Source organism: Wohlfahrtiimonas chitiniclastica DSM 18708, assembly GCF_000375345.1.
Classification (GTDB): domain Bacteria; phylum Pseudomonadota; class Gammaproteobacteria; order Cardiobacteriales; family Wohlfahrtiimonadaceae; genus Wohlfahrtiimonas; species Wohlfahrtiimonas chitiniclastica.
Genome location: NZ_AQXD01000002.1, coordinates 213,946 through 238,854 on the forward strand (window position 1 = coordinate 213,946; position 24,909 = coordinate 238,854).

Sequence of the window (24,909 nt, forward strand, 5' to 3'; positions counted from 1 at the left end):
TATTCTAATGCGTCATCGTAAATCAGGTCGTGCCTTTAGTCGCACATCAGCGCATAGAAAAGCAATGTTTAAGAACATGGCTGTTTCTATGATTGAGCATGAATTAATTAAAACAACATTACCAAAAGCTAAAGAATTAAGATCAGTGGTTGAACCATTAATCACTTTAGCGAAAGTAGATTCAGTTGCTAACCGTCGTTTAGCATTCGCTCGTTTGCGTTCAGAAGCAGCAGTTGCAAAATTGTTCACTGAAATCGCACCACGTATGCAACAACGCCCAGGCGGTTACTTAAGAATTCTTAAGTGTGGTAACCGTGCAGGTGATAACGCGCCAATGGCTTACGTTGAGCTCGTTGATCGTGTCGTAGCACCCGCTGCTGAGTAATGATTAGTTAAATTGATAGAATAGGCCGGTTCATCCGGCCTTTTTATTGTTGGGGCAGTATGTATTTTACACATTTAAATCTCTCCTTAGCATCGAATGAATTCGATGGCCGCGCCATCACCATTGGCTCTTTTGATGGTCTTCATGTTGGACATGTGAAAATCATCAACGCTCTGAATGAGCATGCGAAAGCGCACAATTTAAAACGCACCTTAGTGACGTTCAATCCTTTACCGCCTGAGTATTTTAAGAAAGGTTCTTTTGATCGTGTGATGTCATTGCGTGATAAATTAGATTATTTGAAAGCTCATGATCTTGTGGATGAAGTGATTCTCATACCCTTTTCTCAAGGCATGGCGACGATTACGGCTGACAGCTTTTTAAATGACATTTTGCTCGATACCCTTGAGATGAAAGCCCTGTTTGTGGGCAAAGATTTCCGTTTTGGGCACAAAGCTCAAGGCGACATAGAATTTCTAAGCAATGCGCTCAAAGATGATTATCATTTCAGAGCGATTGAAGACCTTGAACAAGACAACATTCGTGTCTCGTCAACAAAAATCCGTGAGTTTTTGGCCAACAATGACTTAGCCTCAGCTGAGCAATTTTTAGGCCGCCGTTATTCGCTCATCGGTAAAGTGGTGTATGGCAATCAACTCGCTCGCACTTGGGGCATGCCCACCATTAATGTTCATTTAAAGCATCATTTCCCACTGCGTGGCGTTTTTAATGTGATTGCCGATAATCTCTGTACAGGCAAGCGTTATTATGGCACTGCGAATATGGGCATGCGCCCAACGATTGATGGTAAAAAGCTCTCTTTAGAAGTGCACCTACACAATACCAATGAAAATCTCTATGGTGATCACTTCAAAATTACCTTCATCAACAAAATTCGCGATGAAATCAAGTTTAACGCTTTAGAGGATTTGCGAAAGCAAATTGAGCATGATATAACAAATTCTTCCACTTTTTTTAAAGACTTTTCAGAATAGGTACATACTGTGAGTAAAAATAAATCTCAAGACAATGGTAATCACCAGTATAAAGATTCGTTGAATCTTCCAACGACTGACTTTGACATGCGCGCAAATCTCCCAACGAAGGAGCCAAAGTTTGTTGAGTTTTGGGAATCCATTAATTTATATGCCAAACAACGCAAAGCCTTTGAAGGCAAGCCAAAGTTTGTATTGCATGATGGTCCTCCCTATGCCAACGGTGCCCTTCATTTAGGCCACTTTGTAAATAAGACGCTCAAAGACATTATTACCAAGTCTCACAGTCAATTAGGCTTTGATACGCCTTATGTACCGGGTTGGGATTGTCATGGTTTGCCCATTGAATTGGTGGTTGAACGTAAATATGGCAAAGTTGGGCCAAACATGACGGCACAAGAGTTCCGTCAAAAATGTGCAGACTATGCCGCCACACAAGTGGATTTACAAAAGGCAGAATTCCAACGCTTTGGTATTTTAGGGGATTTTGATCACCCTTATTTAACGTACGATAAAAAAATCGAAGCAAACACAGTGCGTGCGTTGGCAGAAATCTATAAAAATGGTCACATGGAGCGCGGTTCTCGTCCTGTGAACTGGTGTTTAGATTGTGGTTCTTCTTTAGCGGAAGCGGAAGTTGAATATGCGGATAAAGTCTCCACAAGCATTGATGTGAAATTTGCAGTGCAAGACGTTAAAGCCTTAAGTGATGCCATTGGTTTTGCCGTGACTGAGCCTGTTTCTGTGGTGATCTGGACAACCACACCATGGACATTGCCATGTAATGAAGCCGTCTCTGTGCATCCTGAATATGATTATGCACTCGTGCGCATGAATGGTGAAAACATCATTGTGGCGGCAGAATTGGTGGAAGGTTTGGCCAAACGCTGGAAAACTGAATTAGAAGTGATCCACACCTTTAAAGGTCAAGCAATTGAAAACCTAGCCTTGAGCCACTGTTTTTATGAAAAAACAGTGCCAGTGATCTTAGGTGAGCATGTCACACTAGATGGCGGTACAGGCTGCGTTCATACAGCGCCTTCTCATGGTGATGACGACTATAAAGTGGGTTTACAATATCACTTGCCAATGGGGAATTATGTTTTAGGCAATGGTGATTATGCCTCTGATGTGCCATTGTTTGCTGGTCAAAACATCATGAATGTGACGGACAATGTATTAGAAACATTGCGCAGTCACAACAATCTAGTGTTTGCCACTAAAATTGAACACAGCTATCCACATTGCTGGCGCCATAAAACGCCAACCATTTACCGTGCAACGGCGCAATGGTTCATCAGCATGGATAAAAAAGATTTACGTCAAGAGATCTTAACTGAGATCGACAAAGTGAAATTCACGCCAAGCTGGGGTCAAGCACGTTTATACGGCATGATCGAAGGTCGCGGTGATTGGTGTATTTCTCGTCAGCGTTATTGGGGCGTGCCAATTCCTTTATTCTTACATAAAGAAACCGGCGAATTGCATCCGCAAACGGGTGAGTTGATGGAGCAAGTGGCAGCGAAAATCGAAGACAAGGGTTTAACCGGCTGGTTTGAAGCGGACATCACAGAATTCTTAAATGCAGAAGATGCTGCAAATTATGAGAAAAACAAAGACATCTTAGATGTGTGGTTTGACTCAGGCACAACGCATTATACGGTGCTTCGTCAGCGTCCTGAATTGTCTTATCCTGCGGATCTTTATTTAGAAGGTTCGGATCAGCATCGTGGTTGGTTCAACTCATCAATCTGTACGTCTGTGGCGATGGATGGCATTGCGCCTTATAAACAGTTGCTCACACACGGTTTTACGGTGGATGCACAGGGTCGCAAAATGTCTAAATCTTTAGGCAATGGTGTAGAGCCACAAGATGTGATGGATAAAATGGGTGCGGATGTCTTGCGTCTTTGGGTGTCTTCTACCGATTACCGCGGTGAAATTCCCGTGTCAGATGAAATCTTAAAACGCACATCAGAAACTTACCGCCGCATTCGCAATACCGTGCGCTTCTTGTTGGCGAACACAGGCGAATTTGATTATGCCAAAGATGCTGTGCCCATGGATGAATTGTTGCCATTAGATCGCTGGGTGATTGATCGTGCGCATCAATTACAAACTGAAATTGGTGAGCATTATGTGGAATTTGCGTTCCATAATGTGTATCAAAAATTACAAAGCTTCTGTTCAATCGATTTAGGCAGCTTCTACTTAGACATCATCAAAGATCGTCAGTACACTTGTGCGAAAGACTCTAAAGCACGTCGTTCATGTCAAACAGCATTGCACCATGTGTTAGAAGCATTGGTTCGTTGGATGGCACCGATTTTATCCTTCACCGCTGAAGAAATTTGGCAAAACATGCGCCAAAAAGATGGTAGCCGCGAAGAATCCATCTTCTTAGCTGAATTCTATAAAGATTTAGTGCCATTAGATGATGCGAAATTTGATCGTGCCTTCTGGGACATGTTGCTCAATGTGCGTTCTGAAGTCTCTAAAGAGATCGAAAAACACCGTGCAAATGGTGAAATCGGCTCTTCATTGCAATCAAATGTCACCATCTACTGTACAGATCATATGTACAATCAATTGATGCAGTTAGAAGATGAATTGCGCTTTGTATTATTGACGTCATATGCAAATGTGAAACCATTGTCTGACAATACAGAAGAGTTGCCAGTCTTGACATTAGAAGATGAGCAATTTGCCATCGAAATCTCTGTGAACCATTACAAAAAATGTGTTCGCTGCTGGCATTATCGTGAAGATGTGGGCACGCATGCAGATCATCCTGAATTGTGTGACCGCTGCATCACGAACTTAACTGAAGAAGGTGAGAATCGCAAATATGCCTAAGTCATCTTTGCCCACAAAGAAGGTCATGATCTTCTTTGTGCTTGCGATCATTGGCATTGTGGTGGATCAACTCACAAAGCTTTGGGCAACTGCTGCATTGAACAATTCTGTGATCACTGTGATTCCAGATTTTCTAGAGTGGCGCTTAGCGTATAACTATGGCGCGGCCTTTAGCTTTTTGTCCGATCACTCTGGTTGGCAGCGTTGGTTTTTCATTGCCATTGCCATCATTGCGGCGATTGTGCTCTCAGTTTTGATCATTCGACGTAAAGCCCATGAGCGCATTTTGCCTTATGGCTTTGCCTTGATCATGGCGGGCGCGATTGGCAATGTGATTGACCGCATTTGGCATGGCTTTGTGATTGATTTTATCAGTGTGCAATTTGGCAGCTATTACTTTCCCATTTTCAATGTGGCTGACATCTGCGTCTCTGTGGGTGCAGGGTTAGTCATTTTGTCCTCTTTTATTGAACGAGATGATTCACGCAATGAGTAAGAAAATTTATTTGGCCAACCCACGCGGTTTTTGTGCTGGCGTTGACCGAGCCATCGGCATCGTTGAAAAAGCATTAGAACAGTTTGGCGCACCGATTTATGTGCGTCATGAAGTGGTGCACAATAAATTTGTGGTGGATGGTTTGCGTGATCGTGGTGCGGTCTTTGTGCAAGAGCTTGATGAAGTGCCGGATGATGCGATTGTGATTTTCTCTGCCCATGGCGTTTCTAAAGCGGTGCAGATGGAAGCGGATCGTCGTGGCTTAAAAGTTTTTGATGCCACGTGTCCATTGGTGACAAAAGTGCACATGGAAGTGAGCCGAGATGCAAAAAATGCGCGTGATACCATCTTAATTGGCCATGCGGGGCATCCTGAAGTGGAAGGTACCATGGGACAGTTTGATGCGGCACATGGCGGTAAAATCTACCTTGTGGAAGATGTAAAAGATGCTGACAATCTTGTGGTGAACAATCCTGACAATGTCAGCTATGTGACACAAACCACATTATCGATTGATGATACAAAAGAGATCATTGACCGCTTACGTGCGCGTTTTCCTGTGATTGCTGCGCCAAAGAAAGATGACATCTGTTATGCCACGCAAAATCGTCAAGATGCCGTGCGTGAGCTTTCTCAGCAATGCTCATTGATTTTTGTGGTGGGCTCTAAAAATAGCTCAAACTCCAATCGCTTGCGTGAATTGGCAGAAAAGCAGGGCGCTATGGCGTATTTAATTGATCGGGCAGAAGATATAGATCTTGCAGTCTTAAAAGATCATGATAATATTGGCGTCACCGCAGGGGCATCTGCACCTGAAGTGCTCGTTCAAGAAGTGATTGAACTGCTTGAAAAGGCAGGGGCAACCCTTGAGCACAGCATCGATGAGAATCCGGAAACCATCGTGTTTCCATTGCCTAAAGAGCTGCGCGACTAAATTCCCTAGATATTAGCAATAATATCGAACTATGATGATTAAAAAAGGACTGCTTGCAGTCCTTTTTATTATTCATTGTATGAAGATGTGTGATCAGTTCACTAAAATCATCAACATTCTGCGCACAGGTTCAGCGGCGCCCCAAAGCAATTGATCGCCCACGGTAAAGGCAGACAAATACTCATTGCCCATCTTCATTTTGCGTAAGCGGCCAACGGGGACTTCAAGCGTGCCAGAAACCGCAGCCGGCGTTAATTCACGCATGGTGACGTCACGGTGATTTGGAATCACGCGCACCCAATCATTTGAGGATTTGATAATGCTCTCAATCTCAGATAAGGGAATGTCTTTTTTAAGTTTTAATGTCAATGCTTGTGAGTGACAACGCATCGCGCCGACACGCACGCAAATGCCATCGACGGCAATGGGGCTTTGAGTGTTGAGGATTTTATTGGTTTCCACCATGCCTTTCCACTCTTCGCGGCTTTGTCCATCGGACAATTCGCTGTCAATCCATGGAATTAAGTTACCCGCTAATGGCACAGTAAAATTATCTTTCGGGAAGTGATCCGCTTTTAACAGATCAGACACGCGGCGATCAATCTCTAAAATCGCTTTGGCAGGGGAGATGATGTCGCTCGCCATCTCTTGGCCAATAAAGTGCATTTGTTGCAAAAGTTCACGCATGTTTTGCGCACCCGCACCTGAGGCCGATTGATAGGTCATGGAGGTTGTCCATTCCACCAAATCTTCTTTAAATAAGCCACCAAGTGCCATCAACATTAAGCTGACGGTACAGTTGCCGCCCACAAATGTTTTGATGCCATTGTTGAGCCCTTGATCAATGCTCTCGCGATTGATGGGATCAAGCACGATGATGCTGTCATTATCCATGCGAAGGGTTGAGGCAGCATCCACCCAATAACCTTGCCAACCAGCAGTTTGCAATTTTGGGTAAACATCTTTGGTGTAATCGCCACCTTGGCAGCTGACGATGATCTCTTGCGCCATCAATGCATCGATGTCATAGGCATCGCCTAACGCACTCTCTTGTGCGCCGCCCATCACAGGCGCGTTACCACCTGCGTTAGAGGTGGAGAAAAATGTGGCGTGAATGTGTTGAAAATCGCCTTCTTCCACCATTCTTTCCATGAGCACAGAGCCCACCATGCCACGCCAGCCAACTAAACCTACTTTTTTCATTGTGTATCCTTTCCCTAATTCTTATGCGTTGAGCTCTGCGATCACTGCATCACCCATCTCTTTACAACCCACGATGATGCTATCTTTTTGAGCAATGTCACCGGTGCGAATGCCTTTTGCCAACACGCGCTCGATGGCGTCATCGATCTCTTGAGCGATGTCAGGACGGGCAAAAGTGTATTTAAACATCATGCTGACAGACATAATGGTCGCTAATGGGTTGGCTTTATTTTGACCGGCAATATCGGGTGCAGAGCCGTGGCTGGGTTCATATAAGCCTTTATTGTTCTCATCTAATGAAGCCGATGGCAACATGCCAATCGAACCTGTGAGCATCGCTGCTTCATCGGATAAAATGTCACCAAAAATGTTGCCCGTGAGCATGACGTCAAATTGTTTTGGTGCGCGCACCAATTGCATGGCGGCATTGTCCACCAACATGTGTGAAAGCGTGACATCCGGATACTCTTTAGCCACTTCAGTGACCACATCACGCCACAATTGCGTGGTTTCAAGCACGTTCATTTTATCAATGGAGCACACACGTTTATCACGTGCTTGCGCTGCCTGAAACGCCACATGCGCAATGCGGCGGATTTCAGATTCTGAATACAACATGGTATTGAAGCCCACTTTTTCGCCATTACGCACTTCGATGCCGCGCGGATGACCAAAGTAGATGTCGCCCGTTAACTCACGCACGATCAAAATGTCTAAGCCTGACACCAACTCTTCTTTTAATGAAGAAGCATGGGCCAGCTCTTTAAACACATGAGCAGGGCGCAAGTTCGCAAACAAGTTTAAACCTTTACGGATCGCCAATAAGCCTTGTTCAGGGCGCACATTGCGAGGCAATGCATCGTATTTCGTATCACCCACCGCACCGAGGAGCACCGCATCGGCGTTGAGTGCTTTTTCGAGGGTTTCATCAGGCAATGGCTTGCCAGTCGTATCATAAGCAATGCCGCCAATCAGCGCATTTTCTGTTTCAATGCCAAGATTGTGCTTGTCGTTCATGGTGTTTAATACACGAACGGCTTGTGCTGTGATTTCTGGACCAATACCATCACCGGGTAATACTAATACTTTCATTCAATTTCCTTATTGATTATTAATTTCGGCCTGTGTGGCCAAAGCCACCAGCGCCACGTTCGGATGCTTCAAATTCATCCACCTCTTGGAAGTTTGCTTGAATGACTGGCACGATGATCATCTGCGCCAATCTCTCCCCCACTTCGATTGTAAAAGCTTGATTGCTGCGGTTCCAAGCGGATACCATTAATTCGCCTTGATAATCAGCATCAATCAAACCCACGAGATTGCCAAGGACAATCCCATGTTTTGTGCCAAGGCCAGAGCGCGGCAATACCATCGCAGCATAGTTAGGATCTTTTAAATAGATCGCCATGCCTGTTTTGACAAATGCGCTTTGACCGGGTTCTAACGTTAAGGGCTCATCGAGCATGGCGCGTAAATCAAGGCCTGCTGATCCTTTTGTTGCATAACTTGGCAATGGAAACTCTGTCCCTAAACGTTTATCTAAGATTTTGTAATCAACTACTAACACTCAAACTTCCTTTAAATAATATTTCGACCTGCTGTCATTCGATCCGCTTCATAACGATCTTGTAAGCCATATTTGTATTCGTAACTCATGACAGACTGAAACGACTGTGGCGAAATACTTAATTGCTCTAGATTATTTGTATCTGAAACGCTATCAATTTTCAAGCAGTTGTATTGATTCATCGTAAATGGGGCTTTTGGCATCCAGCCGGTGGTCAATGCTAAGAGGAAGGCAAAGAATTTTGGCATGGCGATCGCCTTTTTACGACAAAGGTGAGAATATCGCAAAACATCACGAATCATCTCTAAAAATGTCATGCGCTCAGGACCCACTAATGTGTAGGTGGCTTGCATCTCTGATTGTGTGCACATGATTTGTTCGATGGCGCGAGTCACATCGCCCACATAAATGGGTTGAAATTGTGTGAATGCACCGGGCACCATGAACATTGGGAATTTATCAATCAAACGCACCAAACCATCTAAACTTGGCGCGCGCTGACCAAACATGAAAGAAGGGCGCAGGATGGAAACTTTAATGCCACTATTATTTAACGCTTCTTTGAGCGCCACTTCACCTTGCCATTTGGTATCAAAATAGACGCTGCCGCCTTTTTCAGACACGCCAAGGGCACTCATGTGAATGAAATGCTTGATGCTCGTTTGTTTGGCAAGTTCAGCATAACGCTTCACTAAATCCACGTGGGCTTTGGTGGCACGTTTACGGTTGCCATCCATGGTGCCAACGAGGTTGATGATCACATCCGCATCATGAATGTGGTATAAAATCTCCGCATCTGTTTGTGGATAGGTTTTAAACTTCACAAATGAAAATTGACGTGTATCTTCTTGTACATTTTTACTGCGTGAAAAAGCGATGATGTGGTTATTTTTATCTCTCGCTAATCGACTGATCACATGATAGCCCACATATCCGCTACCGCCCAAAACGATGATTTTAGACATTGATGAATCCTCCTGTGTTAGGGATAAGAACTTGTCCATTCTAGCGAAAGGGGGGTAAGGCGTAAACTAAATCAGGCGTTATTTCCATGTGCTTTGACCAAAGCGGATAAATGGGCAAAATGTGGGATGATTTTGCCCATACCATTTTGGCAATAAACGCGTTAAAATCAGGAGATTCGACAAATTAATAATAAAGGAGTCTGTATGCGTCGTTATTTTGGGACTGATGGAGTGCGTGGCCGCACAGGCGAAGTGCCGATGACGCCAGATTTTATCTTGCGTTTAGGCTATGCAGCCGGCAAAGTGTTGGCCAGAGAAGGCGCACGCGTTTTGATCGGCAAGGACACGCGCATTTCAGGCTATATGTTTGAATCGGCATTAGAAGCGGGCTTAACCTATGCAGGCGTGGGCGTGGCTTTAACAGGCCCGATGCCAACGCCAGCGATTGCTTACTTAACTCGCACGCTTGATACATCCGCCGGTTGCATGGTGTCAGCTTCTCACAATCCCTATTTTGACAATGGCGTCAAATTCTTTGGGGAAGATGGTCAGAAATTAGATGATGCTTTAGAGCTTGAGATTGAGCGACATTTAGATGCCCCCCTTGTGCCGGTCAATCCTGATGGCTTTGGCCGCGTGCGTCGCATTACAGATGCTGCAGGGCGCTACATTGAGTTTTGTAAGAGTTCTGCCCGTGATCTGAATTTGCGTGGCATGAAGATTGTTCTAGATTGTGCCAATGGCGCCACTTATCACATTGCACCGCACGTGTTTACAGAGCTTGGTGCGAAAGTGATCGTGATTGGCAATGAGCCCAATGGCTTTAACATCAATGATCAAGTGGGGTCGACGCAGCCTGCAGCGCTTCAGAAAAAGGTGCTTGAAGAAAAAGCTGATTGTGGCATCGGGTTTGATGGTGATGGTGATCGCTTAGTGATCGTCGATGGGAAAGGTGTTGTGTACGATGGCGATGCCATTTTGTATTTGATCGCAACGCACCGCAGAGAAAAGCAGATTGTGGCCACCATTATGAGTAATTTAGGGTTTGAACATGCCCTTAAAAACGAAGGGATTGAATTGATTCGCGCGAAAGTTGGTGATCGTTATGTGCTTGAGCAGTTAAAGCAGCACAATCTAACATTGGGCGGTGAAAGTTCAGGGCACATCATTTGTATGGATAAACACACCACAGGTGATGGCATCATTGCCGCACTGCAGGCATTGCAAGCGATTTTGGATAAAAATATGACGATTGCAGAATCCTTGCAGCACATTCCTAAATCCACCCAAACCATGATCAATGTACAACTCAAAGATCGCACCGGTTGGGATACAGATGTTGTCAAAGCTGAGATTGAACAGGTAGAAAAAGCGTTAGGGGACAATGGCCGCGTGCTCATTCGTCCATCCGGTACAGAGCCCGTTGTGCGCGTGATGGTGGAGAGTTTTGATGTGGCAGCCTCTAAAAAATATGCCGAAAGCCTTGCAAACCTCATCAAAAATCAGAAATAATAGACGAATGCCCCGGTAGCTCAGCAGGATAGAGCGTTCCCCTCCTAAGGGAAAGGTCACATGTTCGAATCATGTTCGGGGCGAAAGTTTTCATAAGCCATTGACTACACAAATTTTCAATTAAAGAGTAAAATGACTCCTCTTTGGCTTTTAGGAAATTATCCATGGATAAGCAGCTCGCCGTTATTTTCAAAATAATGGGAATGTTAATGATGGGTTTTAGTTTTACCTTTTTGATTCCGGTGGGAATCTCCTTTATCTACTCAGATGATCAAGCGCGCTATTTTCTCGCCGCTTTTGTCAGCACTTTCTTGCTCGGTGGGCTTTTATGGCTCCCGTATCGTCAGAGCAATTACGAGCTCAAAACACGACATGGATTCATCATTGTGGCGCTCTTCTGGAGCGTTTTAAGTTTGATTTGTGCTGTGCCAATCTATCTCTCAAAAGAACTCAACATCTCCTTTGTGCATGCCTTTTTTGAAGCGACCTCAGGCTTTACCACGACGGGCGCAACGGTGCTTGAGCATCTTGAAACCTTGCCAAAATCCATTTTATGGTACAGAACGCAACTGCACTTTTTTGGGGGCATGGGGATCATCATCTTAGCTGTGGCCATCATGCCGCTTTTAGGCATGGGCGGAATGGCGCTCTTTAAGGCAGAAGTGCCAGGGCCGATGAAAGAGGAAAAACTCACGCCACGCATTGCGCAAACAGCACGTAACTTATGGTTCGTGTACATCGCCCTGATGGCAGCATGTATCCTCAGTTACTATGTGGCAGGGATGAATCTTTTTGATGCCATCACCCACGGCTTTTCCACGGTGGCAACGGCAGGTTTTGCAAACTATGATGACAGTTTTGGTTACTTTCAAAGCGAGCTCATCAATTGGATTGCCATCTTTTTTATGTTCATGGGTGGGATCAACTTTACACTGCACTTTTTAGTGTTTCGTGAAAAAAGCATCAAACGTTATTTCCAAAACTTTGAGCTGCGCACTTTCTTCTTTGTCTCCCTTGGCGCGTCGGTGATTGTGGCATTGACGCTGCATTATTTTTCTGTGTTTGAAGGCTGGTATGATGCATTTGTCAATGCCTTTTTCACTGTGATCGCCATGATCACCACCACCGGTTTTCTCATCAATCCTTTCAGCGATTGGCCCACATATTTACCCTTGTTATTGATCTTTTTATCTTTTATGGGTGCATGTGCCGGCTCCACCACAGGTGGGATTAAGATGATTCGCATCATTTTATTGTGTAAACAAGCCCACAGTGAGATCAAACATCTCATTCATCCACGGGCAGAGCTGCCAGTGCGTGTGGATGGTAAAGTGATTCCCGTCTCCATTTTAGCGAGCATCTGGGCATTTGTGGTGCTCTATGGTTTATCCACGGCCGTTTTAACTTTGGTGATGATTGGCTGTGGCTTAACGCCATTAGATGCATTCTCCGCGGTGGCAGGTTGTTTAAACATTACAGGTCCTGCCTTGGGCTCGATTGCCAATAACTATTCTTCCATCAGTGATGTGGGTTTATCTGTCTTGAGCTTTACGATGTTGTTAGGGCGATTAGAGATCTTCACCATCTTTGTATTATTGACGCCAAGCTTTTGGCGCAGTTAGTTGTGCACAAAGTTATCAACAGCATCTGTTTGATGATTTTTAGGTGAGGATAACGATTAAATCAAACACTTAACTTTAAGTTAATTTATTGATATCATTGAATAAATTATTTATGTTTAATCTTTAGGCGTTCGCTTGACTCACTGATGATAGGCGGCGTTTGAGCCCCTCTCCACAAGATATGCACATAATTATCCACAGGTTATGTGGATAGATTGCGGATAACACAATGCCCGAGGTCATCGGGCACTGTTTTCATTCCATGAAAGATTGAATCCTGACTATTTTTTCAAGAAATTATCTTTGAGCATATCCACAAAATCTTTGCCTTGCCCACCTAAAATGGCTTTCGCGCCATACAAGGCCATATTGGTGTAGTTTTTCGGTTCTGTGTGGGGCGGCCAGAGCAGTTCTAAACGGCTAGTGTGCACATCTAAGATGGCAGGACCATCGTGCTCAAGGAAGGCTTTGACAGCATCTTCAAGCTCATGAGAACCTTTGACGCTGTAACCTTGCATGCCCACAGCATCGGCGAGTTTTGCAAAATCAGGATTGTGTAGATCCGTATAGCTATTGACGATGCCTTCGGCTTTCATCTCAAGTTCCACAAAATCAAGGGCACCGTTGTTTAAAATGGCGATTTTGATGGGCAGTTTTTCTTGCACAATGGTGAGTAAATCGCCCATTAACATGGTTAAACCACCATCACCGGATAAGGAGATCACTTGACGATTCGGGAATGCTTTTTGTAAGCCAATGGCTTGTGGCATTGCGTTCGCCATTGTGCCATGCTTCATAGACAACATGGTGCGGCGCTGACCATTGGTGTGGAAATGGCGTAAAATCCAAGCCATCGCAGAGCCGCAATCGCCGGCAATGAGGCAATCATCTGTGGCATATTTGCTCAGGAGCTCCACAAGATATTGCGGATGAATGAGATCTTCACTGCCAGCCACGGCTTTTTTATTGAGCTCAGCGGTGCATTTTTTGTGCATCTCCGTATAAGTGTCTAAAAACTCCGTGTTTACTTTTGTATTCAGATGCGGCAATAGGGCGCGAACCGTATCAATTGTATTGCCAATCACGCCCATCGTAATCGGATGACGTAAGCCAAGTTGCTGTGGGTTAATGTCCACTTGAATGATTTTTGCATCCTTCGGGTAAAATTGTGACCAAGCAAAGTCTGCGCCTAAAATGAGTAATGTGTCACAATGTTCCATCATGCGATAGCCGGATTCCACACCGAGCATGCCCGTCATACCAACATTATAGGGATTGTCCCATTCCACAAAATCTTTCGCGCGTGATGTGTGTGCCATCGGTGCTTTGAGCTTTTCACAGAGGGTGATGATTTCATCATGGGCGCCTTCACAGCCAGCCCCTGCATAAATGCCCACGCGTTTACCGCTGTTGAGGATCTCTGCCATGGCCATCAATTCGCTCTCTTGTGGATGAATTACGGGCTTTTTCGGCTGATAGGTTTGGAGAACCGGCGCATCTTCCACTTCCATGGCACTGATGTCTGACGGCAAAATCACCACCGCAACACCACGTTGTGAAAGTGCCGCTTGGCATGCACTCATCACAATGCGTTTAGCAGAAGCGGCATCATTGACTTGCTCACAAAAGACAGAACAGGTGCGATAAATGGGCATGTAATCCACTTCTTGTGGGAAGTTGGTTTGCAGCACATTTGTGGGCAATTGACTGGCGATCAATACAACAGGTGAACCATTGCGATGACTTTCAAATAAACCATTGATGAAATGCAATGAACCGGGGCCACATGAACCTGCGCACGCTGTTAATGTATCACTCATATACGCTTCAGCGCCGGCTGCAAAAGCGCCAGCTTCTTCATGGCGCATGTGCACCCATTCGATGTCTGTGTGATGACGCATCGCATCCGTCACTTGATTGAGCGTATCGCCGACAACGCCATAACAACGTTTGACGCCAAAGTTTTCTAAAGCTTCCACCACAATGCGGGCCACTTTCTTTTTAGACATGGTCACTCCTAACTTGTTATCAAATTATATTTGTTATAAAAAAATAGCGGTCTGAACGGCCGCTATGGATGAAACTCAATTTATTTTGATGCGTTCATCTTTTTCACAAGATAGAGCACAATCGAAGTAATGATCAATGCAACAACGCCAATGCCGATGATTTGAAATGGATACGGTGAAAAGTTCGGCAATTCGAAAATAGCATCCACCACGATGGCAAGCACCATCATAATGATCGGGACAATCACATACACCGAACCGCCAATGTTACGTAAGATCCATGCCAATGCTGCAGCAATGACCAAATAAGCAGGGTTTAAGATGGTTACAACAATGTCGACAATATTATTTTCCATGAGTTTCATCTCCTATTTATATGTATCTTTTTCACTATTCTAACACTTTCTAAACATTTATTAATGATTAATTAATCTTTTTGTGGCTTGTTTGACCAAACACTTTATCGTGTATTTCCTTCACAAGTTGCATTGACTCTACCAATTCCGGCGGTTTTTGCAAGGTCTCTTGATCCGATAAGCGGGCATAATGTTGAATTTTACGGATGGAACGATAAGTATCACGCAGCACCATCGCTTCCCATGAACTCAAGCGCCCAAGGGCTTCAAGTGCCGCAAGTTGACGAATGTTATCGGTAAAGCGCACCAATAAAGGTTCATGATAAGCATGTGAGAGCACTAAGTATTGCACCAAAAATTCAATGTCGATCATGCCGCCTTTGCCATATTTAAGGTTACGGGCAAGGTCGGATTGTTTTGCGGCAAACTGTTTATCAAGCTTTTGACGCATTTTGATGATCTCTTGCTTTAAATGCGGGATCGAGCGTTGGCGCGTTAAAATCTCTTTGCGAAATTGGTTAAAGGCATTGCTTAACGTTTGGCTACCTGTGATGGGGCGCGCACGAATGAGGGCTTGATGTTCCCAAATCCATGCATCATTGGCTTGATAGTTTTTAAAGCGCTCAAAACTTGACACGAGTAACCCAGAATCGCCACAAGGACGAAGGCGCATGTCCACTTCATATAAGCGCCCGGATGCCGTTTGCGCGGTTAAATAATGGATGATCTTTTGTGCCAATTTCACGAAAAAGTCACTGTTAAAAATGGGATGCGCGCCATCGGTCATTTGATCTTCCACCGCGTCGTGCAAAAAGATGATGTCCAAATCCGATTGATAACCGAGCTCTAAGCCGCCTAATTTTCCATATGCCACAATGATGAAATCAGGGCGACCATTTTTATGGCGAAGGGAAGTGGGTTGCCCATGTTTTTGGCTGAGCTCGCTCCATGCTAAACGCAAAATCTTATTGAGAAGCGTATCGGCAAGCTCAGAGAGATAATCACTGACGATCATGAGCGGCATCTTGCCAGAAAAGTCCGCCATGGCGATTTTAAGCACGGTTTTATGCAAGAAATCACGCAGAAGGTTGAGGCGTTGCTCTTCAGTGGCTTTTGGCTGTTCTAGGGCAGTATTGAGGGCTTTACTGAGTTTACGATGATTGAAGGGTTTAGCATCCTCCATGCTTGCCATCAATTCATCAAAGAGCTTTGGAAAACGGGCAAGATAACGGCTTAAAAAAGTGCTGTGGCAACATAGATCAAGCACATGAATCAAGGCTGAATTGTACTCATGCAACCACTCAATGAAGCGGGATTCTTGCGCAATGCTTGCTAAAATGTCTAAAAATAGATTGAGCGTATGGGCGCTGTGTTGCTGCTTAGTTTCTAGATAATGAAAGGCATGGAGCAAAATGAAGGTGATGGATTTTTGCGTCTCTAAATCTGCCTTTAAAAAGGTCTCTTTTTGAAACGCCCACAACAGATAAGATTTTTGCTCGCTCTCGCGGGAATTTTGTAGATCAAACCACTTTTTAAAATCAATCGCTTCTTGTGGTTCACGCAGCAGTTTTAACAGGGAAGTGAAGTGATTGTCACTCTCTTGCACCGTCACGGCGCCAAAAATGTTCTCAAACTCTTCATGTACGATGCTTTGGTGATACATCAAAGTTTTAGTGAAGTTCTCCCATGAGGTGATGTTGAGCCCATGAATGAGGCGCGCTTGCTCAGCGGGTGTACTTGGCAATGTGTGGGTTTGTTCATCGTGCACCATTTGTAAGCGATTTTCGATCAAGCGATAGAAAATATAGGCATTTTTTAGGGCGCTCACAGTTTCAGGGGAAAGATAACGCGTGCTGATTACATCTAATGCTTGCATGATCTCTGTGGTTTGCAGCTGCGTTTGTTTACCGCCATGAATGAGCTGAAAAACTTGGGCGATGAACTCGATTTCGCGGATGCCGCCATCGCCAAGTTTAATGTTGTGGTGATTGTCTTTTAAAATCACCTCTTTTTGGATCATGTCTTTGATGTTTTTAAGGGCATCCACCAATTCATAATCAATGGTTTTTCGGTAAATGAAGGGATGAATCTCTTTTAAAAAGTGTTCACCTTCTGTCGTGTTACCCGCGACCACGCGCGCTTTAATGAGTGCATAACGCTCCCAATCGCGACCATATTGAAAATAATAACTCACCATCGCTACAGTGGATAAGGCAATGGGGCCGCTGCTGCCAAATGGGCGAAGGCGCAAATCCACGCGATAGACAAAGCCATCTTCTGTGGTTGTATGCAGGAGATGAATGAAGCGGCGTGCCACTTTATGGAAGAAATGCGCATCATCCCCAGAATAGCCAAAGATGAGATCAATGTCCGAGGAGAAATTGAGCTCAAAGCCGCCCATTTTTCCCATGCCAATGACGTATGGGACGATGGGTTGCCCATGCTGATCCTTTGGTGCTTCAGTATTTTTTGTGGTGAATTGATAGGCTAAATTGAGGGCTTGCTGACAAAAGAAATCGGCAATGCGCGTAATGTCGCGATTGATGGTGAGCACATCATCGATTTGATTGATGTCACGGTATGCCATTTTTAATAGCAATTGATTGCGAAGGGTGCGAAGCTTTGGCAGGGCTTCAGCTTCTGAATTTGCCGTAATGATGAGCGATGAGAGATCAAGCGGCGCATCCCATTGTTGGGTTAAAAAATCAGTCAAATAGCGCTCAGGGCGATTGAGAATTAGGCGACCTGCCCACGGCGAAGACTCAAGCAAACGATTGAGGGCTAAAAAATCAGGATGCGTTTCCACGGTGTGATAGAGCTGTGGGTGACGTTCTTCAAACTGTAACCAATAATTTAACATGGGCAACTCTCATGAATAAAGCAAAGCCCTTCATGGAAGGGCTTCATTGCATTTAGAATTTACGTTCAATGGCGTATTTTGCAAGGCCAATCAATGCCTCTTTATAGGGCGAATCAGCAATCGGGGCAATGGCAGTAATTGCTTGGTCCACTTGCTCGCACGCTTTTTGATAAGTGTAGGTGAGGGATTCTGTGCGTTCAATGATCTGTAAAATGGTGGACAATTGGCTCACATCAGCATTGAGTAGGGCATTGCGGACCAGTTCGGCCTCTTCTGGTGTACCAACTTCAATGGCACGAATGAGTGGCAATGTGGGTTTGCCTTCTGCTAAGTCATCGCCTGTATTTTTACCCATCTCTTCGGCGGTGGCCGTGTAATCTAAAATGTCATCGATGAGCTGGAATGCTGTACCAACATATTTACCATATTCACGGAACGCTTCCACTTGTGATTCAGGTTGTCCTGAGGTTTCATAGGCCATTACACCTGCGATTTCCGCCGCCGCTTCAAACAATTTAGCTGTTTTTGAATAGATGACATTAAAGTAATTTGCTTCTGTGATGTTTGGCTCTTTGATGTTTAACAGCTGCAACACTTCGCCTTCTGCAATGCGGTTGGTGGCTTCGGCTAAAATGCGCATCACACGCATGGAATCTAAATTCACCATCATTTGGAAAGCGCGCGTGTATAAGAAGTCGCCCACTAAAACGCTCGCTTCATTGCCCCAAATGGCATTGGCGGTCTCTTTGCCGCGGCGCATGTCGGAGTGATCCACCACATCATCATGCAATAAGGTTGCCGTATGGATAAACTCAATCAACGCCGCCGCTGAAATGTGTTTATCACCGGTGTATTGTGCCGCTTTGGCACACAATACAGTAATCATCGGGCGTAAGCGCTTACCGCCAGATAAAATGATGTATGCACCAAGTTCGTTGATCAATGCCACATCAGAGGATAACGCCGTCATGATGGCTTCATTGACTTGGTTAAAATCGTCGGCAATCAACGCTTGAATATTTTTGATAGACATTCTCGCCCCTGTTTCTCTTTTGACTATGAATTAAGGTATTATAAGGCCTGTTCAATAAAAAGTATTCATATAAGAGATAATTTGTGATTCTTCAGCAATCTGTGACAAAGCTTCCCGGTGTTGGGCCGAAGATGGCAAAGACCTTAGAGAAGCTCCACATCCATACGATTCAGGACATGATTTTTCATCTGCCCCATCGTTATCAAGACCGCACGCGCCTATTGCCGATTGCGGCATTGCACGTTGGTGATACAGCAGTTGTGGAAGTGAGCGTGGTGAAAAAAGAAGTCTCACAAGGGCGCAAAAAGTATCTGACAGTTTGGGTGAAAGATGACACAGGCATCATGCAATTTAAGTTCTTTAATTTTAATCATGGCTTATTGAAAGTATTGGATGAAAACTTACTGATTCGTGCCTTTGGCGAGGTGAAAAAGGGTTATCCTTATTTAGAAATGGTGCACCCTGAGTTTCGGGCATTGCATGAATCAATTGCTGTCGAAGAGCGATTGACACCGATTTATCCCTTAACGGCGGGCATCAATCAAAAGCAGATGCGTACCATGATCACAGCAGCGCTCACATTAACCACGCCAGAATCTTTCCCAAGCTTTATTTCGAGCAAATATTCCTTGTCAGATGCACTTCATTATCTACACAATCCACCGCCAGATGCGAACTTGCAGCAACTCTCTGAAGGTTCGCATCCGTGGCAAAAGGCATTGGCATTAGAAGAGGTGCTCGCGTATCAATTGGCGCTTGGGCGCGCGCGTGTTTCGGATACCCATAAAACCGCCATTGCCATTGCGCTCGCTTTACCGGCTGAGAAAGCACTCCTACAAAGTTTGCCGTATCAATTGACGAATGCACAGCACCGCGTGATTGCAGAGATCAAAGAAGACATGATGCAACACAGCCCGATGATGCGCTTGGTGCAGGGCGATGTGGGGGCAGGGAAAACCATCGTGGCGACCGTGGCGCTTTTACATGTGGCGATGATGAAGCAGCAAGCCATCATGATTGCACCCACAGAATTATTGGCAGAGCAGCACTATTTAACCATTGATAAATTGTTATCGCCGCTGGGCATTCGTGTCACGTTTTTATCGGGCGGTTTGACGGCGAAAGAGAAACGCATCCGCTCTGAAGCGATTGCTAACGGCGAGATTGAGATCATTGTAGGCACGCATGCGACGTTTCAAGAGAGCGTTGAATATGCATCCCTTGCCCTTGTGATTGTCGATGAACAGCATCGCTTTGGCGTGGCGCAGCGCCTTGCCTTGCAAGAGAAAAATCCACATCATCAACCGCACTTTTTGATGATGACAGCAACGCCCATTCCGCGCACATTGGCCATGATCGCTTATGCGGATTTAAAGCATTCCATCATTGATGAAAAGCCCGCCAATCGCGTGCCGATCACCACAACGCTTGTGAACCATCAAAAGCGTGATCAGTTGATTGCACGCTTAGCCTTACAATGTGCAAAGGGCGTGCAAGCTTATTGGGTATGCACGTTGATTGAGGCCAATGAAACCTTATCCGCTCAAGCCGCTGAAGAGACGCATCAAACATTATCCATGATGATGCCGAATGTGCGCATTGGTTTACTGCATGGCAAGATGAAACCGAAGGAAAAAGAGGCGATCATGCTGGCGTTCAAACAGCATGAATTAGATGTATTGGTGGCCACCACGGTGATTGAAGTGGGCGTTGATGTGCCAAATGCCACCATTATGGTGATTGAAAATGCAGAGCGGTTAGGGCTCTTTCAGCTCCATCAATTGCGTGGGCGCGTTGGGCGCGGCAGTCAAGCATCGTTTTGTTTATTGATGTATGAGCCGCCTTTATCGGCTGTGGCACAAGAGCGTTTGCAAATTTTACAACAAACCGAAGATGGCTTTGTGATCGCAGAAAAGGATTTAGAGATTCGCGGAACAGGCGAGATCATCGGCACCAAGCAAACAGGAGAAGTGACCTTTAAAGTGGCCAATATGTTGGTGCATCGTGACATCATTGATCGCGCGCAGCAAATGGTGCCTAAGCTCATTGACAATGATGTGATCGTCAATGGTTTGATTCAGCGTTGGCTCAGCCATCGCACGCAATTTATCAGTGTATAGAGGTGATATGAAAGGCTTGGCAATTGTAGGATTGATGGTGATGTTAACGGGTTGTGCCACAAATCATGGCGCGCCGATTGATGATGATTTAGGCAAAATCACCTTGCCAAATGGTGCAACTTATGTGGGTGATCTAGTCAATGGTGTGCCAGAAGGTTATGGCACATTAAAGAGTGCAGAAGGTATTTATACAGGGGCGATTAAGCAAGGCAAAGCCCATGGCTTTGGCAAAACAGTGAGCGCAGATGGCGCAGTCTATGAGGGCGAGCATGTGATGGGCGAGTTTCATGGACGCGGAAAACTCACGTTGAGTGATGGCTCATTTTTCATCGGCCAGATGCGCCACAATAAAGTGGGCAAAGGCACGATGTTTTTAAATGATGGTCGAGCGGTGGATCTACGTTGATCACTCAGCCCAAAGCAATTCACCTTGTCCCATAAAGGTGTTTTGCCCGCCGATCCAAATCTCACCTTCAACAACTTTTAAATATAAGACGTTTTCACGCCCCATTTTGCAACCCTGACGAATGCGATATTCCAGAGACGTTGTGCCGTTTAAACAGTGTAAACCACCTAAATTGGCAGCGGCTGATCCTGTGCCGCTGTCTTCGCCGATTGCGCCATTTTTAAGGTAAAAATAGCGCGCATACACATCATTGTTTGTGCGGCTCCATGCATAGATCATGGTGCGCCCTTCATAGAGCGTGGCATGCTCTTTAAACAATGTGGAATTAATGGCAATGGCATCCACCGCTTCAGCACTGTCTAACTCCACAAGTAATTGTTCGCTGCCCGTATTGACCCAAGTGGGGCAGGAGAGAATATTGGCTTCCGTTAAGCCAAGCATTTGCGCTGTGCCAGCAATGGTTAATGTGCTTGCCCGCATTGTTGGGGCAAGGGGCGCTTTGATCCAATAAATGTGTTTATGACGATCAATCTCAACCGGCACATTGCCCGATTCAGTTTTAACATGGGTGAAAGTGGGATTCGGCTGCAATTTCTCTAAAATTTTCAGCGCACCAATGATGGGATGTCCTGCAAAAGGTAGGGCTTGCATTGGCGTAAAAATGGAGAGCTTAGGTTCAGTTGAGTCCACGTGTTCAATGAAGACAGTTTCTGATTGATTTAGCATTGCGGCGATTTTTTGCATCGCGGCTTTGCTTAAAGGATCATCAAGCACAAATACGGGCAATGGATTGCCTTTGTCTTGTTCTGTGGTAAAGACGTTGATCCAAAAATAGGTGAGTGTCTTCATGTGCACTCCTTATGGCAAAAATGAAGGGTTCTAGTAGATTTACCATATTTTTTCATGGCGCACAAAAAAAGGCAGCAAAGCTGCCTTTTGATTCATGCAATCATTCGATTAATTATGGCGCGCCACGATTAATTTTTTGATTTCCGCAATCGCTTTTGCAGGGTTTAAGCCCTTAGGACACGTTTTTGTACAGTTCATAATAGTGTGACAACGGTACAATTTGAACGGATCTTCTAATTCCGCTAAACGTTCACCTTTGTATTCATCACGAGAATCCATAATGAAGCGATACGCTTGCAACAATACCGCAGGACCTAAGTATTTATCAGAGTTCCACCAATAGCTTGGGCAAGAAGTCGAGCAGCTTGCGCACAAGATGCATTCGTATGAACCATCGAGTTTGCGGCGCTCTTCAATGGATTGCAAACGCTCGCGTGGAGGATTTGGCGTATCCGCTTGTAACCAAGGTTGAATGGATGCGTGCTGTGCATAGAAGTGCGTTAAATCTGGCACTAAGTCTTTCACCACAGGCATGTGCGGTAAAGGCGCGATGCGCACTTCATCTGTGCCAATGGATTCAATGGCTTTTGTACACGCAAGTGTATTGGTGCCATCAATGTTCATCGCACATGAACCACAAACGCCTTCACGGCATGAACGGCGCAATGTCAATGTTGGATCGATTTCGTTTTTGATTTTCAATAACGCATCGAGCACCATTGGCCCACATTCATCCATATTGACTTCATATTTATCAAAACGTGGATTTTCACCTGTATCAGGGTTCCAACGATAGATTTTAAAGACGCGCTTATTTTTCGCGCCTTCTGCTTTAAAATATTGTCCGTTTTCTTTGACAATAGAATTTGCAGGTAATTTAAACTCAGCCATAACCGATTCCTTTAGTATGTTCTTTCTTTAGGTGGGATATACTCGATATCATCAGTAAGAGTGTAAGTGTGCACAGGACGATAATCGATTTTGATCTCGCCGGTTGCATCATCTAACCACGCTAAAGTATGCTTCATCCACTCTTCATCGTTACGATTCGGGAAGTCTTCACGAGCATGTGCACCGCGAGATTCTTTACGATTGTAAGCAGAAGCGACAGTGGTCATGGCATTCGCTAAAAGGTTAGACAACTCTAAAGTTTCCACTAAGTCAGAGTTCCAAATTAAGCTGCGGTCATGCACTTTGATCTCTTTGAAGTCATTGAAGGCTTCAGTGATGGCAGTCACACCGTCTTTTAATGTCTCTTCCATACGGAATACAGACACGTCTGCTTGCATTGCGCGCTGCATTTTGTCACGCAATTGTGCCGTCGGAATTGAGCCATTTGCATGACGGATGCTGTCAAAGCGATCTAAAATGGCAATGATTTTATCTTCAGGCAAATCTTTTTGTGTTGCATTTGGCTTTAAGATTTCAGCCGCACGGTTTGCAGCTGCACGGCCAAAGACCACTAAGTCAAGCAATGAGTTAGAACCTAAACGGTTCGCACCATGTACAGACACACACGCAGCCTCACCGATCGCCATCAAACCTGGTACCACGTGATCTGGGTTGCCATCTTTCAATGTCACAACTTCAGCATGATAGTTCGTTGGAATACCACCCATGTTGTAGTGAACGGTTGGGATGATTGGGATGGGCTCTTTGGTGACATCTACGTTTGCGAAGATTTTTGCACTTTCTGCAATGCTTGGTAAACGTTCATTGATCACTTCAGGACCTAAGTGCATTAAGTTCAAATACACGTGATCTTTTTTAGGACCAACACCGCGACCTTCACGGATTTCTAACAAGATGGAGCGGGACACAACGTCACGAGAGGCAAGATCTTTTGCATTCGGTGCATAGCGTTCCATGAAGCGTTCGCCGTTTGAGTTGGTTAAGTAACCACCTTCACCGCGTACACCTTCTGTGATTAAGCAGCCTGCGCCATAGATGCCTGTTGGGTGGAATTGAACAAATTCCATATCCTGTAAAGGTACACCTGCACGCGCTGCCATACCGCCGCCATCACCTGTACAAGTATGAGCAGACGTTGCAGAGAAGTAAGCACGACCATAACCACCTGTTGCCAATACCACCATTTGGGCACGGAATACGTGGATGGTACCATCGGCTAAGTTCCAAGCGATCACACCGCGACATTCATCATTTTCCATGATTAAGTCGAGGGCAAAATATTCGATGTAGAATTCAGCGTGATGTTTCAAAGATTGTTGATACAACGTATGCAACATAGCGTGGCCAGTACGGTCAGCGGCGGCACATGTACGTTGTGCTTGTGCTTCACCGTAATGGGTGGTCATGCCGCCGAAAGGACGCTGATAGATTTTACCTTCTTTCGTACGAGAGAAAGGCAAACCATAATGTTCTAATTCTAAAATCGATGGGATGGCTTCGCGACACATATATTCGATGGCATCTTGGTCACCTAACCAGTCAGAACCTTTAACGGTGTCATACATGTGCCAGCGCCAATCATCTTCACCCATGTTGCCTAAAGCTGCAGATACGCCGCCTTGTGCTGCCACTGTGTGAGAACGCGTTGGGAATACTTTAGTCACACATGCTGTTTTAAAGCCTTTTTCCGCCATACCCAATGTCGCACGCAAACCTGCACCGCCTGCGCCCACTACTACAACATCATATACATGTTCGGTGATGTTATAGTCTTTATATTTTTTCAAATTCATGTGATTCCTCTAACTATTAACGATATTTGTTATCTT

The 24,909-nt window shown here is 45.1% G+C and carries 20 protein-coding genes and 1 tRNA gene; 10 read left to right on the forward strand and 11 right to left on the reverse strand.

The window, feature by feature from the left end; all coding sequences use genetic code 11:
• Window positions 1-7: 7 nt before the first annotated feature.
• The 5 genes from rplQ to ispH are packed head-to-tail and all read left to right on the forward strand — an operon-like array spanning window position 8 to window position 5,666.
• The gene (gene rplQ, locus B143_RS0105620) at window positions 8-385 is read left to right on the forward strand and encodes a 50S ribosomal protein L17 (protein ID WP_008315898.1); all 378 of its coding nucleotides are present in this window, start codon (window positions 8-10) and stop codon (window positions 383-385) included.
• Between the two features lie 59 nt (window positions 386-444).
• The gene (gene ribF / locus B143_RS0105625; protein ID WP_018122525.1) at window positions 445-1,380 is read left to right on the forward strand and encodes a riboflavin biosynthesis protein RibF; all 936 of its coding nucleotides are present in this window, start codon (window positions 445-447) and stop codon (window positions 1,378-1,380) included.
• 9 nt (window positions 1,381-1,389) lie between these two features.
• Window positions 1,390-4,236 carry an isoleucine--tRNA ligase gene (ileS, locus tag B143_RS0105630; protein ID WP_018122526.1) on the forward strand — a complete coding sequence of 949 codons (2,847 nt, stop codon included), beginning with the start codon at window positions 1,390-1,392 and terminating at the stop codon, window positions 4,234-4,236.
• Complete coding sequence (lspA, locus tag B143_RS0105635) at window positions 4,229-4,732, forward strand: signal peptidase II (RefSeq protein WP_008315895.1); 504 nt, start codon at window positions 4,229-4,231, stop codon at window positions 4,730-4,732. The genes ileS and lspA overlap by 8 nt, the downstream gene beginning before the upstream one ends.
• Complete coding sequence (gene ispH / locus B143_RS0105640; protein WP_018122528.1) at window positions 4,725-5,666, forward strand: 4-hydroxy-3-methylbut-2-enyl diphosphate reductase; 942 nt, start codon at window positions 4,725-4,727, stop codon at window positions 5,664-5,666. Before lspA ends, ispH begins: the two co-directional genes overlap by 8 nt.
• A gap of 93 nt (window positions 5,667-5,759) precedes the next feature.
• On the opposite strand, the gene asd is transcribed toward ispH, so the two are convergent.
• Genes asd through B143_RS0105660 form a run of 4 tightly spaced genes read right to left on the reverse strand, consistent with a single transcriptional unit; the run spans window position 5,760 to window position 9,401 of the window.
• Window positions 5,760-6,869: an aspartate-semialdehyde dehydrogenase gene (gene asd, locus B143_RS0105645; RefSeq protein WP_018122529.1), complete on the reverse strand. Its 1,110-nt coding sequence runs from the start codon at window positions 6,867-6,869 to the stop codon at window positions 5,760-5,762.
• A 21-nt stretch (window positions 6,870-6,890) separates the two neighbouring features.
• Window positions 6,891-7,961: a 3-isopropylmalate dehydrogenase gene (leuB, locus tag B143_RS0105650; RefSeq protein ID WP_008315892.1), complete on the reverse strand. Its 1,071-nt coding sequence runs from the start codon at window positions 7,959-7,961 to the stop codon at window positions 6,891-6,893.
• A gap of 19 nt (window positions 7,962-7,980) precedes the next feature.
• Window positions 7,981-8,436: a dUTP diphosphatase gene (gene dut / locus B143_RS0105655; protein ID WP_008315890.1), complete on the reverse strand. Its 456-nt coding sequence runs from the start codon at window positions 8,434-8,436 to the stop codon at window positions 7,981-7,983.
• Window positions 8,437-8,447: 11 nt separating this feature from the next.
• The gene (locus B143_RS0105660) at window positions 8,448-9,401 is read right to left on the reverse strand and encodes an NAD-dependent epimerase/dehydratase family protein (RefSeq protein WP_018122530.1); all 954 of its coding nucleotides are present in this window, start codon (window positions 9,399-9,401) and stop codon (window positions 8,448-8,450) included.
• Window positions 9,402-9,605: 204 nt separating this feature from the next.
• Between B143_RS0105660 and glmM the strand changes: the two genes are divergently transcribed.
• The 3 genes from glmM to B143_RS0105675 all read left to right on the forward strand — a co-directional run bounded on the left by glmM (window position 9,606) and on the right by B143_RS0105675 (window position 12,535).
• Window positions 9,606-10,913 carry a phosphoglucosamine mutase gene (glmM, locus tag B143_RS0105665; RefSeq protein WP_018122531.1) on the forward strand — a complete coding sequence of 436 codons (1,308 nt, stop codon included), beginning with the start codon at window positions 9,606-9,608 and terminating at the stop codon, window positions 10,911-10,913.
• A 9-nt stretch (window positions 10,914-10,922) separates the two neighbouring features.
• Window positions 10,923-10,996 (forward strand) — tRNA-Arg (locus B143_RS0105670).
• 126 nt (window positions 10,997-11,122) lie between these two features.
• Window positions 11,123-12,535, forward strand: a complete 1,413-nt coding sequence (locus B143_RS0105675) for a TrkH family potassium uptake protein (protein ID WP_018122532.1) — start codon at window positions 11,123-11,125, stop codon at window positions 12,533-12,535.
• Between the two features lie 281 nt (window positions 12,536-12,816).
• Here B143_RS0105675 and B143_RS0105680 read toward each other — a convergent pair whose 3' ends face one another.
• The 4 genes from B143_RS0105680 to ispB form a co-directional block, all read right to left on the reverse strand.
• Window positions 12,817-14,544, reverse strand: coding sequence for a ubiquinone-dependent pyruvate dehydrogenase (locus tag B143_RS0105680; RefSeq protein ID WP_018122533.1), 1,728 nt, complete (start codon window positions 14,542-14,544; stop codon window positions 12,817-12,819).
• Window positions 14,545-14,624: 80 nt separating this feature from the next.
• The gene (locus B143_RS0105685; protein WP_008315881.1) at window positions 14,625-14,900 is read right to left on the reverse strand and encodes a hypothetical protein; all 276 of its coding nucleotides are present in this window, start codon (window positions 14,898-14,900) and stop codon (window positions 14,625-14,627) included.
• A gap of 67 nt (window positions 14,901-14,967) precedes the next feature.
• Window positions 14,968-17,760, reverse strand: a complete 2,793-nt coding sequence (glnE, locus tag B143_RS0105690; protein WP_018122534.1) for a bifunctional [glutamate--ammonia ligase]-adenylyl-L-tyrosine phosphorylase/[glutamate--ammonia-ligase] adenylyltransferase — start codon at window positions 17,758-17,760, stop codon at window positions 14,968-14,970.
• 52 nt (window positions 17,761-17,812) lie between these two features.
• A complete protein-coding gene (gene ispB / locus B143_RS0105695; protein WP_018122535.1) occupies window positions 17,813-18,793 on the reverse strand; it encodes an octaprenyl diphosphate synthase in 981 nt (326 codons plus the stop codon).
• A gap of 83 nt (window positions 18,794-18,876) precedes the next feature.
• On the opposite strand from ispB, the gene recG reads away from it, so the two are divergent.
• Window positions 18,877-20,913 carry an ATP-dependent DNA helicase RecG gene (recG, locus tag B143_RS0105700; RefSeq protein ID WP_018122536.1) on the forward strand — a complete coding sequence of 679 codons (2,037 nt, stop codon included), beginning with the start codon at window positions 18,877-18,879 and terminating at the stop codon, window positions 20,911-20,913.
• Between the two features lie 7 nt (window positions 20,914-20,920).
• Entirely contained in the window at window positions 20,921-21,319 is a 399-nt protein-coding gene (locus B143_RS0105705; RefSeq protein WP_018122537.1) for an MORN repeat-containing protein, read from the forward strand.
• On the opposite strand, the gene B143_RS0105710 is transcribed toward B143_RS0105705, so the two are convergent.
• From B143_RS0105710 to sdhA, 3 genes are all read right to left on the reverse strand, one after another.
• Window positions 21,320-22,168: a PhzF family phenazine biosynthesis protein gene (locus tag B143_RS0105710; protein ID WP_018122538.1), complete on the reverse strand. Its 849-nt coding sequence runs from the start codon at window positions 22,166-22,168 to the stop codon at window positions 21,320-21,322.
• Between the two features lie 108 nt (window positions 22,169-22,276).
• Entirely contained in the window at window positions 22,277-23,059 is a 783-nt protein-coding gene (locus B143_RS0105715; protein WP_018122539.1) for a succinate dehydrogenase iron-sulfur subunit, read from the reverse strand.
• A gap of 11 nt (window positions 23,060-23,070) precedes the next feature.
• Complete coding sequence (sdhA, locus tag B143_RS0105720) at window positions 23,071-24,873, reverse strand: succinate dehydrogenase flavoprotein subunit (RefSeq protein WP_008315868.1); 1,803 nt, start codon at window positions 24,871-24,873, stop codon at window positions 23,071-23,073.
• Between the last annotated feature and the right edge of the window lie 36 nt (window positions 24,874-24,909).